The 12,031-nt window shown below is 31.4% G+C and carries 15 protein-coding genes; 4 read left to right on the forward strand and 11 right to left on the reverse strand.

The genetic code is table 11. From position 1 onward, the window contains the following. Positions 1-114: 114 nt before the first annotated feature. Positions 115-1,308 (forward strand): THUMP domain-containing class I SAM-dependent RNA methyltransferase, encoded by a 1,194-nt coding sequence (locus IAI56_RS02610; protein ID WP_187656386.1) that lies wholly within the window; start codon positions 115-117, stop codon positions 1,306-1,308. On the opposite strand, the gene IAI56_RS02615 is transcribed toward IAI56_RS02610, so the two are convergent. From IAI56_RS02615 to IAI56_RS02660, 10 genes are all read right to left on the reverse strand, one after another. Next, on the reverse strand, positions 1,305-1,907 hold the full coding sequence (locus IAI56_RS02615; protein WP_187656387.1) for a porin family protein: 603 nt from the start codon (positions 1,905-1,907) through the stop codon (positions 1,305-1,307). The genes IAI56_RS02610 and IAI56_RS02615 overlap by 4 nt on opposite strands. Positions 1,908-1,909: 2 nt before the next feature. Beyond that, positions 1,910-2,155 (reverse strand): hypothetical protein, encoded by a 246-nt coding sequence (locus IAI56_RS02620; protein WP_187656388.1) that lies wholly within the window; start codon positions 2,153-2,155, stop codon positions 1,910-1,912. Next, positions 2,152-3,657 (reverse strand): TlpA family protein disulfide reductase, encoded by a 1,506-nt coding sequence (locus IAI56_RS02625; protein WP_187656389.1) that lies wholly within the window; start codon positions 3,655-3,657, stop codon positions 2,152-2,154. Before IAI56_RS02625 ends, IAI56_RS02620 begins: the two co-directional genes overlap by 4 nt. Before the next feature lie 90 nt (positions 3,658-3,747). Then, positions 3,748-4,116 carry a hypothetical protein gene (locus IAI56_RS02630; protein WP_187656390.1) on the reverse strand — a complete coding sequence of 123 codons (369 nt, stop codon included), beginning with the start codon at positions 4,114-4,116 and terminating at the stop codon, positions 3,748-3,750. Positions 4,117-4,335: 219 nt separating this feature from the next. After that, positions 4,336-4,569: a hypothetical protein gene (locus IAI56_RS02635; RefSeq protein ID WP_187656391.1), complete on the reverse strand. Its 234-nt coding sequence runs from the start codon at positions 4,567-4,569 to the stop codon at positions 4,336-4,338. Between the two features lies 1 nt (position 4,570). Then, a complete protein-coding gene (locus IAI56_RS02640) occupies positions 4,571-5,320 on the reverse strand; it encodes a DUF6048 family protein (RefSeq protein ID WP_187656392.1) in 750 nt (249 codons plus the stop codon). Continuing rightward, complete coding sequence (locus IAI56_RS02645) at positions 5,292-5,783, reverse strand: DUF6452 family protein (RefSeq protein ID WP_187656393.1); 492 nt, start codon at positions 5,781-5,783, stop codon at positions 5,292-5,294. Before IAI56_RS02645 ends, IAI56_RS02640 begins: the two co-directional genes overlap by 29 nt. 32 nt (positions 5,784-5,815) lie before the next feature. After that, positions 5,816-7,228 (reverse strand): 23S rRNA (uracil(1939)-C(5))-methyltransferase RlmD, encoded by a 1,413-nt coding sequence (rlmD, locus tag IAI56_RS02650; protein WP_187656394.1) that lies wholly within the window; start codon positions 7,226-7,228, stop codon positions 5,816-5,818. Between the two features lie 126 nt (positions 7,229-7,354). Then, positions 7,355-7,813: a hypothetical protein gene (locus IAI56_RS02655; protein ID WP_187656395.1), complete on the reverse strand. Its 459-nt coding sequence runs from the start codon at positions 7,811-7,813 to the stop codon at positions 7,355-7,357. A 159-nt stretch (positions 7,814-7,972) separates the two neighbouring features. Then, positions 7,973-8,407, reverse strand: coding sequence for a hypothetical protein (locus IAI56_RS02660; protein ID WP_187656396.1), 435 nt, complete (start codon positions 8,405-8,407; stop codon positions 7,973-7,975). A gap of 241 nt (positions 8,408-8,648) precedes the next feature. Between IAI56_RS02660 and IAI56_RS02665 the strand changes: the two genes are divergently transcribed. The 3 genes from IAI56_RS02665 to dcm all read left to right on the forward strand — a co-directional run bounded on the left by IAI56_RS02665 (position 8,649) and on the right by dcm (position 11,332). Then, positions 8,649-9,110, forward strand: coding sequence for a hypothetical protein (locus IAI56_RS02665; protein ID WP_187656397.1), 462 nt, complete (start codon positions 8,649-8,651; stop codon positions 9,108-9,110). 628 nt (positions 9,111-9,738) lie between these two features. After that, entirely contained in the window at positions 9,739-10,047 is a 309-nt protein-coding gene (locus tag IAI56_RS02670; RefSeq protein WP_187656398.1) for a helix-turn-helix domain-containing protein, read from the forward strand. Beyond that, positions 10,037-11,332, forward strand: a complete 1,296-nt coding sequence (dcm, locus tag IAI56_RS02675; protein WP_187656399.1) for a DNA (cytosine-5-)-methyltransferase — start codon at positions 10,037-10,039, stop codon at positions 11,330-11,332. The genes IAI56_RS02670 and dcm overlap by 11 nt, the downstream gene beginning before the upstream one ends. Here the strand turns inward: dcm and IAI56_RS02680 are convergent. Beyond that, complete coding sequence (locus IAI56_RS02680; protein ID WP_187656400.1) at positions 11,322-11,948, reverse strand: BglII/BstYI family type II restriction endonuclease; 627 nt, start codon at positions 11,946-11,948, stop codon at positions 11,322-11,324. The two genes, dcm and IAI56_RS02680, sit on opposite strands and share 11 nt — an antisense overlap. Positions 11,949-12,031 lie beyond the last annotated feature (83 nt).

Below are 12,031 nucleotides of genomic sequence, written 5' to 3' on the forward strand. Positions count from 1 at the left end.
TATTTAGTGTATTTTTGCCAAAATTATCCCAAGTTTGGGATTTAGTTAATTGTAAAAATTACATTTGTCCCGACACTTTGATATTGCAATTGATATTGACATTGAAATTGATTTATGGAAAATTTTAAAATGGTAGCCAAAACCTTTTTTGGTTTTGAAGAAATACTAGCAAAAGAATTAAACCAACTTGGTGCGCAAGAAGTTGAAATTGGAACTCGAATGGTAAGTTTTAAAGGCGATAAAGGTTTTATGTATAAAGCCAATTTGTCTTTGCGTTCCGCATTAAAAATCTTGAAACCTATTTATCATTTCAGAGCTTTTAACGACCTAAGTTTATACAAAGGAATTCAAGGAGTTGACTGGAGTAAGTATTTGAATGCTAACCAAACTTTTGTTATTGATACTACCATTCATTCGGATAATTTCAAGCATTCGCAGTTTGTTTCTCAAAAAGCAAAAGATGCGATTGTAGATCAGTTTCGTGATAAATTTGGACAACGACCAAGCATTGATAAGGATTTTCCAGACTTGAGAATAAACATACATATCGATAGAGATCAATGTTCGGTTTCGCTCGATACTTCCGGTGCTTCGCTACATCATCGTGGTTATAGAACAGCTACCAATATTGCGCCAATTAACGAAGTTTTAGCCGCTGGAATGCTGTTGCTTTCAGGTTGGGATGGTAGTTCCGATTTTTTGGATCCAATGTGTGGTTCGGGAACAATTTTGGTTGAAGCCGCGATGATTGCTTGTAATATTCCAGCTAATATCAACCGAAAAGAATTTGCTTTTGAAAAATGGAATGATTGGGACAACGATTTATTTGACCAAATTATTGATGCGTTGATGAAGCGAACTAGAGAATTTCATCATACGATTGTTGGTTATGACAAAGCTCCGAGTGCTGTTCAAAAAGCAAAAGACAATGTTAGAAATGCAAATTTAGAAGATTACATCACAATAAGTCAGGCTAATTTTTTTGAAACCAAAAAAGAAACCGTTGGTCCATTACACATGGTTTTCAATCCGCCATACGGAGAACGTTTGGATATTGAACTAGAGCGTTTTTACAGAGAACTTGGCGATACGCTGAAAAATAATTACTCAAATACGAATGCTTGGTTTATTACGGCAAATTTGGAAGCATTAAAGTATGTTGGACTTCGTCCTTCACGAAAAATCAAGCTTTTCAACGGAAGTTTAGAAGCTCGATTGGTGAAATATGAAATGTATGAAGGAAGTAAAAGAACTAAATTTGCTTCGCCAATTCGCCAAAATGGCTCGGGTCAACAACAAGAAGATTAGTTAAACATATAGCCAACGGTAAACTTGGCAAAGCCATTTTGTGCGCTTACATTATTTCCTGTGAAAAAATAACGATATTCATAAACTGAAGTTAGTCCTTGGTAAATTCCGACTTCAAAAAACATTTTATTAACAGTAAATCCTGTCCCTAAATTTATTCCAAAATCAATATCACTTTTTGCTTTTTCTGGATAATCTCCAAAAGATTTTTCGTTTACAAGAAAACCAATTTGCGGACCAGCAATTAAATAGATTTTGTTCCAAAATTTGAAGTCAATTGGAATATTGATGTAAGTAAGCTTTTTATCTAAATTATCCACTTCAAAATTTTCATAAACTACTGGATCAAAATCAACATTCATTGGCGTTCTGGTTCTGTCACCTTGTTGTGAGAAAATTAATTTTGGACGAAAAGCTACTTTTGGTGAAAGCTGTTTTTCATAAACCACACCAAGTTGCAACCCAAATGATTCTTCGGCAAGAACTTGACCAAAACCATCAGTAAAATAAGAGTAATTCAAACCAGTAAAAGCTCCGAATTTATTTTGGGCAAATGAATTTATAGAAATCAATAGTAAAGCAATAATAATCTTTCTCATCTTTATTTACGTTTAGTAATTTCTTCGTTGATTTTTTTCAGATTAGTAAAATTGACAATTATTAAAGGTAAAAAAGCAACGGGAAGAATTATAAAAACATTGAAACCATTTTTGTAGGTTAAAAATACGCCAACTAAAAATTGAAATACTAAAGCAACACACAGCATTATATTGGAAAACTTAGTCATCTTGGCTCTTTTCTCCAGTTCTTCAAGGCTTAATTCAGATAATTGGGGTTGTTTTTTCATTTGTTTTCTTTTTCTATAAACGAAATAATCTTTTTAATTTGATCCACACCAATACGTTTTGCTTTGATTCTTTTGTTTTTATCTAGTAAATAAATAACCGGTGTTGAATATACATCATATTTTTCAACGATATTATTGATGTGTGCACCATCATATAAATTGATAAAGTTTAAATTGTGTTCAGCAATGTATTTCTTGTATTTTTCGGAGTCATATAAGGTATAAACACTATAAACTTTTACATCTTTTTTCTCCTTAAGAAGTTCATCATAAACTTCTTTTAATACTGGGATTTCCTTTTGACAATGACCACAATCGACATCCCAAAAAATGAGTATCGTATAATCAGCTTTAACATCGTGTAGTTTTACATACATTTTTGACAGTTCGGCTTGATTAGCGTAATATAGTTTGGTTACTTCTTCGCTAGTTTTAACATTTTCAAAACCAAGCTGTTTCAATCGACTACCGTTTGAAATGTCAATCATTGAAATATCTGGAGCAATTGAACCAACGGTTATTGGTTTTAATTTATCGGCACGTTTTATTATTCGTTGAACAGTGGTTTCATCTTGATAAACTCCTGCTGCTTTTCCTGTTTTAAAATATTTATCAGACATGTGAACGAATACTTTGTCGAATCCCATAATTTTTGACGATTCGTAAGTATAAGTGAAGTGGCTGAGTAATAATTTGTAGAGTAAGCTGTTAGGAACTGTTTTTTCAATCATTTTATCAACTTCAACAATCAATGAATCTGGATGAGTGTAAACAACTTGTTCAAAATATTTCTTTAACTTTCCATAAAAAAAAGGATTTCGACAAATAGCATCATCTTTAAAATTGATATTTTTCCAATAATTATTTTTGTAAAAATTGAAAACAGCTAAACTATCAGGACGACCATTTGAAGCTTTTGGAACATCTTTAAGTATTTTTTCCATCTTGATGTTTATAACATCAGCAATGTAAGTTCCGTTATTTTTTGCAACAAAATCTTCCTCTAAATCTAAAATCTTTAGTTCAAATTCTTTTTGTTTTTCAATAATTTTTAGAGAGTCTCTAACTACTTTACTATTCAGACTTTGTTTAGCAATTTGAAATTCAGTTCCTTCTTGATTAATCTTTCTTATGTAATCAAAAAAAGCATTATGTTGTGGTGAATTAACCGCTTGTAAATTACTAATAATATTTTGTGAAGAGTCAGTATTAAACTCTAATTTTTGATTAGTATCATCAACGAAAAAATCAAAATAAATTGTTTTTTGTTGGCTAACCAGTGAATAAATCCCTTTGTCAAGTTTAGCTTTTCCTTTAAAGATTATTTTGCCGTTTTTGATTGTAGTACAAGTGTCTTTTATCAATGTTTTGTCAAATTGATAATAAGTCAAATAGGCGAGTGTATCTTTTGAATTTTTTAAATTAATGGTAATTTCATAACCATTCTGAGAATTACCTAATAAAGGGAAAAACAATAAAAGAAAATAAACTATTTTTTTCATAAAGTTATAGCAATGATATTACGTCATACTTTACAAAAATAATAGAAAAATTAATTTAGAGTATCCTAAGATTTGATTAATTCGAAAAAATTATATTTCATCAAATATCACAATTCCTTTGTGTTCTAGGTGAGATTTAATTATTTCTTCTGGATAATTATATTGTGTTGATAAATCTTTAACAGTAACACCTGAAAGGAATAATGCCACAAGTGTTTGGATAATATTTGGTTCAAGAAAAATTTCTTCCTTTTTTTCATCAAAAGGAATAATTGGTTCATCTATAATGGAATAAATATTACTTAATTTAGAAACTACTATAGGCAAATCGTTTTCGGGAATATCTATCGAAATTGCATTTCCTCCAGAAGATAATTCTTTCTGAGTGAACTCAATAATTCGATTACCATTTTCATCTAGCTTGTAAGCAATTTTGTAGTTATAGTTGATAGTGCTCATGGTAACTGTATTTTTTTAATTAGTATTATGTAGATTTGGTTGAGCAAATATAATTAATAAAATGCTTACGGTTTTTAAAATTAACATTATTTTGTCGATTTTTTTGACCTTTTGTCGGATTATTACTTTTAGATAGCTACAATCAAGAATGTTACAGTTTTCATAAAAATACAAAAAAATTAGCAAGTTTAAAGTTAACAGCTGTAGTAAAACTTAAAATTAGCCAACTTCTTTAATTCCTTTTAAAAGTATCCAACGCATATATATCTTTTCTCCATTAGGACTTGAAATTGCTTGAAATTTAGGTGCTAGAATTGTTCCTATCACAAATGCTGTCAGAGGAATCCAATAACCTCTTAGGTTGGTATAAAGTTCAATTAAAAATCGGAAACTGATAAAAATAACTGCAAAACAAACTAAGTTATACAGTAACGCTTTGGTTTTTTTACTCATTTTATTTTTTTATTTTTTTTGGTTCTTCCTTTTCTTTTGGTTTTACTTTCGATTTATACAAAGGAATAAAATAAGAAACCGAATAATTAAATCCTATGCCAAATTCTCCACCATATGTTTTATTAAAACCAGGAATGTAGAGGTTTTCAAAATTATTAGGTTCTTTTTGAGAAATCAATCTATTCAATCGAAAACTAAAGCCAACAAAAACATTATTAAAAACCTCTGCTTTTACACCTGCTACAACTTCCATCCACTGTGCTGTTAATCCTGTGAATTCTTCCCCTGATTGAACTTCGGTTGGAATGCCAAAATAATGATTAGAGTCATAAATCGTGTAACTGTTTAAAGTATGACTAAAAGTACTAAAACCATAACGTAAACCAACGTAGATTTGATTTTCCATATCAAGCCAATTTTCAAAAGCATTGTAATCAAATCCAACTCTAATATAAGAACCTTTGGTTGAAAAATTAAGTTGCTCGTCGTCAACCGTTTTGTCTTCGTTACCTATTTCGGCAGCTAGATAATGCTTTCTGGTTAGTCGATAATCACCAACTAATTCTAATCCTCGATATTTATCTTCATAAAAAGAACGTGTTAATTTGAATAAATCAACCCCAACTCTCAAACCATATCGCTCCATTTTTGGAGCAATAGTATCTTTCTTTTCGGTTGTATCTTGTGCTTGCGTTAGTAATGAAACTAACATCAAAGCAATACTAAAAGTAAATTTTGATATGTGTTTCATTTTCAGTTGATATACTGTTGTTTTCAATAAATATATTTTTTATCCATTGCGTATTTGGAATTGTTTCATTAGAATGAATAACACCATTCGCTGGGTTTAATTCAAAGGTGGTTTTATATCCACAAGCTCTTGACACAAAAACTTGATTTCGGGTGTAATTAAACTCTAGAATATCTTCATTTTTTATAGCATCATTGGTACTGTTTAATGTCAAACTGTATCGAGTTACATCGTCAGTAATTTTGAGCGGTAATTCTATTTTACTAACTGCTGTAAACGTATCTAACTCATCAGTCATTCCAACGCCTGTAACTTTTAGATTGTTTACATTCAAATTATTAGCAGGTTGAGCGATATTAAAAAACTCAATTATCAATCGAGGAGTGGTTTCATCGCTGCAAATATCGTCTTTCTCACAACCTAAAAGTGAAAACACAAACAATGATAAAAATATTTTTTTCATAGGTCTTTGTACTTAATACTCAAATCTTACTACTATCTCAGTTCCAAAAGTACAACATTTTCAACATGATGCGTTTGTGGAAACATATCAACTGGTCGAACACGCGTTACTTTATATCTTTCATCCATCAAAGCCAAATCTCTTGCTTGCGTAGCCGAGTTACAACTTACATAAACAATTTTTGGCGCACCCGTTTTTAATAACATCTCAACAACATCTTTATGCATTCCATCTCTTGGTGGATCAGTAATGATTACATCTGGCTTGCCATGTTGTGCAATAAAGGTATCGTTGAAAACGTTTTTCATATCACCAACATAGAATTCGCAATTCTTGATTTCATTGCGTTTTGCATTTTCTTTTGCATCAGCAATGGCTTCGGGAACTGCTTCTACGCCAATTACTTTTTTGGCTTTTTTAGAAACAAATTGTGCGATAGTTCCGGTTCCTGTATATAAATCATAAACCGTTTCGTTTCCTGTTAAACCAGCAAATTCGCGAGTGACTTTGTACAATTCGTAGGCTTGATCTGAATTGGTTTGATAAAACGATTTAGCGTTAATACTAAAATGTAAACCTTCCATTTCTTCCAAAATATAATCGCGACCTTTAAAAAGTTTGATATCTTGATCATACAACGTATCGTTGGCTTTACCATTGATAACATATTGTAGCGAAGTGATTTGTGGAAATTGTTCTGCAATGTGATTTAAAAGTAATTCACGTTGCGTTTTATTTTCTTTAAAAAACTGAACCAAAACCATAATTTCACCAGTGGATGCCGTTCTAATCATCAACGTTCTCAACAAACCTTCGTGATTTCTAGCATCAAAAAAGGGTAAATCATTTGCTACTGCAAAACGCTTAATTTCATTGCGAATAGCGTTTGACGGATCTTCTTGCAGATGACATTTTGAAATATCTAAAATCTTATCCCACATTTTTGGAATGTGAAATCCTAAAGCATTTCGGTTTCCTAAATCATCATCCGATTTTATTTCGTCTTCGGTTAACCAACGCTGATTAGAAAAACCGAATTCCATTTTATTACGATAGAAAAACTGTTTTTCTGAACCCAATATAGGTTCAAAATCAGGCAATTCAATTTTACCGATACGTTTTAAATGATTAAAAACTTCTTGATTTTTATAGAACAATTGCTGTTCATATTTCATATTCTGCCATTTGCATCCGCCACAAACACCAAAGTGCTCGCAAACTGGTTCAACTCTATGACTAGAAAGTTCATGAAATTTTATGGCTTTACCTTCATAATAGGCTTTTCTTTTCTTGAATGTTTGCACATCAACCACATCGCCAGGAACAACGTTGGGTATAAAAATAACTTGACCTTCTGGAGCTTTAGCTACCGAAACACCTTTGGCGCCAGCATCTAAAACGGTTATGTTTTCAAAAATGACTTTTTTTGTTTGTTTTCTTCCCATTTGGCAAAAATAAACTATTGCTTAAAACTGATTGAACTTTATTAGAATTTATTTTTTTGAGATTTAAAAAAAAACGACGCGTAGTTGAGCGTCGTTTTTTAAAATCCTATTTTTTGAAAAAGTATTTTAGTAAGAAATATTTAAAACACCTTCCGTAAGCATCAAACCATCCATGTTGATAGTGGTTAAATTTCCTGAAAAAGTTCCAATGATTTTAGAATCGTTGCTTTCCGTAATATCTGCTGTTACAGTGGCACTTCCCATTTGATAATGCGTACCATTATTAATGTATTGAACAAAATAAACACTATCTGAACCCAATTTGTTTTTGCCCAGCGCAATTGTGATACTTTTTGTAGCATCATCTTTTTGAGTACCTTGAATAATTAAATCGGTGTAGCCATCATAGCGTTCTTCTCTCACGTTTAATGTGCCAAATGTTCTCGACTCGCCATTCAGTTTTAAGGTTAAAGTACCTGTGGCGTTGTGTATGATAATGTTTTGATTATCATCGCTATCATCTGAACAAGAGGTAAAACTAAACGCCAAAAAAAGTAAGGTAAAAGTGTAGAGAATTTTTTTCATAATTATTTTTTTGTTTCCTCAAAGATGGTTTGGATTATAAAAACTGCCAAAATTTATCTATAAACCGTAATAAAAAATCGTTGTTTATAGTTTTTCAAACTTATCAGCACAAAAAAAACGCCTCAAAAGAGACGTTTTTAAATTAGTAGTATTGTATTGTTATGGTTTTAAATCAATAACTCCGTTAGCAATATTTACGTTTCCTGAACCACCATCGTTTAAAATACCCGAAAAAGTAGCTTTAATTTTAGAAGCCGAACTCTCCGTTACGTTTGATGTAATCTGTGGACTAGACAATTGGTAAAACGTAGTACCATCATAATACTGAATAAAATAGATGCTTTCAGTACCTAGTGAACCTTTTCCTAGAGAAATGGTAATTGATTTAGTAACATCGTCCGATTGAACCGCATCAATGATATAATCCGTGTATTCGCCAAAATCTTCTTCTGTTACTTCAATAGTGTTAAACGTTCGTTCTACACCGTTAATTCGGGCGGTTAACCCCGATTTTTTTCCGTCGTCGTCGCTTGAACAAGCTGTAATGCTAATGGCAAAAGCAACAAAGGTTAAGATGGTAAAAAGGCTTTTCATTTTGTTTTGAATTAGTTAGTATCTCAACAAAATTAAAATTTTATTTTGAAAAATGGAGGATAAAGAGATAACAAAACAATCTTTTACAAAAAACAGCAACACTAAAAATGAAACAACAGTTTTTTAATCGTTAAATCTTTGTTAAACAATGGTTAACGGTAATACTATAAAATAAATTCCTACGTTATGATAATGAGCAGCTCGGTTAAAATGATTTATAAACAATTAAAAATTAAGCACTATGCCTAGACAGAATTTAATTTCGGCCGAGGTGGATAATGCAGTAGTAACTGCGGCGATCCAAACCATTAATGACACAAAAGCTGAGTTTTCGTATTTGCTAAATCTTTCGGCAGAAGAGAGAAAGAAATTTAGAAAAATGGGACCAAAGAGTGTCGATTATGTAAATGAAAACCTGCTTGGAGCTAACCAGTTTCCTGGCAGTTTGCCTTCTGATTTTCCTTTAGAAGAATTTGCAAATGATGTAGATGCAATTAACAAATTGTATCCATTATTAATCGCTTCTCAGGCATTAACAGAGGCATTGAACGATACCTTGCTTGCCCTTTCATCGGACGCGATGAAAGAAGCAGACGAAGTATATGGCTTTTTAAAAACCGCATCAAAGCGCGATGCCAATGCAAAAGCATTAGTAGAGCAAATTGCACGTAGATTTAAAGGTCAAGGAAAAAAGAAACCATAGTAATCCATTTACGATTTATTTAATGCCAGCTAAAATTAGCTGGTTTTTTTATGCAAAATAATCAAGTTCTCTTCCGAAGAGAACTAGTTTAGATAATAAGAGAACTGGTTTCCTTCAGAAGAGAACTAGTTTAGCTCAGAAGAGAACTAGTTTAGATAATATGAGAACTAGTTTAGTTCGGAAGAGAACTAGTTTAGTTCAGAAGAGAACTAGTTTAGTTCGGAAGAGAACTAGTTTAGTTCAAAAGAGAACTGGTTTAGATAATAAGAGAACTAGTTTAGTTCGGAAGAGAATTAGTTTAGTTCAGAAGAGAACTAGTTTAGCTCAGAAGAGAACTAGTTTAGCTCAGAAGAGAACTAGTTTAGCTTGGAAGAGAACTAGTTTAGATTGGAAGAGAACTAGTTTAGCTCAGAAGAGAACTAGTTTAGTTCGGAAGAGAACTAGTTTAGTTCGGAAGAGAACTAGTTTAGCTCAGAAGAGAACTAGTTTCGTTCGGAAGAGAACTAGTTTAGTTCGGAAGAGAACTAGTTTAGATTGGAAGAGAACTTAACTATATTACTTAAATATTTATTCTAAAATTAGCTTAATTTAATTTTTTGACTATTTTTGTCAAAACAATTTTTGTCTTATGGAAACATTTGGAGATATTATAAAAACAGAAAGAGAAAGCAAAGGTCTTATTTTAAGACAAGTTGCTTCTGCACTTGATATTGATCAGGCGATTGTCAGTAAATTTGAACGTGGTGAAAGAAAACCTTCCAAAGAACAAGTTGAGAAGTTTGCTGAGTTTTACGAAATTGATAAAAATAGATTAATTACAAGTTGGTTAAGTGATCAAATTGCAAATTCAATTTATGATGAAGAAAATATTGAAGAAGTCTTAAAAGTTGCGGAGGAAAAAGCATTATACCTAAAAACTATTCACGATGGAAAATAAAATAAAAGTTATAGAATTATTTGCTGGTGTTGGTGGATTTCGTCTTGGTTTAGAGGGATGGAATAACAAATCAGCATCATCCAATTATAAAGAAGATTTTGAGAGTCCTTACGAAGTAGTTTGGAGTAATCAATGGGAACCATCTACTAAAGTCCAGCATGCATCGATGGTTTATGAAAATCGTTTTGGAAAAAATGGACATAGTAACAAAGACATTGCTTCTGTTGAAGTTTCTGAAATTCCGGATCACGATTTATTAGTTGGCGGTTTTCCTTGCCAGGACTATTCAGTTGCTACAACACTAAAAAACTCCAAAGGATTAATTGGTAAAAAAGGTGTTTTGTGGTGGTCAATACACAAAATTTTAAGTGAAAAAGAGAATAAGCCGAAATATTTATTTTTAGAAAATGTTGACAGACTTCTAATATCTCCATCAGGTCAAAGAGGTAGAGATTTTGCAATTATTCTAAAAAGTTTAAATGATTTAGGTTACGCAGTGGAATGGCGAGTCGTAAACGCTGCTGAATATGGAATGCCACAAAGAAGAAGAAGGATTTTTATTTTGGCATATTCTCAAAATTCAACAGTTTACAACGAAATAAAAGAAACTAATTCAACAGATTGGTTACTTAAAGACGGAACTTTGGCGAATGCTTTTCCTGTTCAATCTGATAACATTTTATTTCCAAACGAATTTCAATTAAAAGGCGATATTGTTGAAATCTCAGAGAATTTTAACAAAAATGGTAAAAAAGGAATGTTTGAAAATACCGGAATAATGATTGATGGAATTGTCACTACAATCAAAACTAAACCAAGTTATGAAGATCAGTTCACAGTTCTAAAAGACATTATTCAAAACGGAGAAGTAACCGAAGAATTTTACATAAAAGAGGAAGAATTAGATAAATGGTTTTACTTAAAAGGAGCAAAAAAAGAAATGAGAAAAAATTCTCAAGGATTTGAGTACAATTATAGTGAAGGAGGAATGATTTTTCCAGATCCATTAGACAAACCATCAAGAACAATAATAACTGGTGAAGGTGGAAAATCAGCTTCTAGATTTAAGCATGTTATTAAAACCGAAAAAGGTTATAGACGATTATCGCCTGTAGAACTGGAACGATTAAACATGTTTCCAGACAATCACTCAAAACTAGATGGAATTACTGATACTAAACGTGCTTTTTTTATGGGAAATGCTTTGGTTGTTGGAGTTATAGAAAAAATAGGTGTTGCTCTAAATTCTAAGATTAAAAATTCAATTTATGATTTTATAACATAATGATTTGACCAATTTTTTTTCTAGGTGCTAATTGAAAATCTTCAACTCTAAATGTATTAGGAGCTCTTAAACCAATTATAAATAGGGGAACTGTTAGGACATTATTTAATGGAGGTAAATAGTCTAGATATTTTTCATAAGTACCTACAGCACCATCAAAACCACCTCTTTGCTTAAGTTCTTCAGTTGCAGTAATAATAACACCTATTTTGGTTTGAATAGCTTTTTGGACATGATTTAATTCACTAGCTAAAACAGGTTTAGTTAAATTCCAAGCAATAACACTTGAATGATTAAAGCCAACTTCAATTGAAATATCTTGTTTTGCAAAATCTAGTCTCCATGTGTCACCTTGATAATTATTATCTTGAAAAATTCTTGATTCAGCTATCCAACCTCTTGCAACTAAACCTGATTTTAACAAATCATTTATTGCTTTTGACAAACTTTTAGGAGTGTTTTCAATATTATTAATACCATAACTATTATGTTTTGTAATCAATTGTTCATCGGTTATTGATGAAATTACATCAAGAATTTCGGTGAATTCTTCAATGAATTCAGGTTCATTCAAAATAACCCCCGAATGTCTAAATGAATTATAAATAAATTCCATTTATTCTATTTTTATAATTGTAGTTTTGACAAATATATAAAAAAGAAGACTATTTTCAGATAACACCATGAAACACCTAGCAC

This window comes from Flavobacterium macrobrachii, assembly GCF_014486675.1.
In the GTDB taxonomy this organism is placed as follows: Bacteria; Bacteroidota; Bacteroidia; order Flavobacteriales; family Flavobacteriaceae; genus Flavobacterium; species Flavobacterium macrobrachii.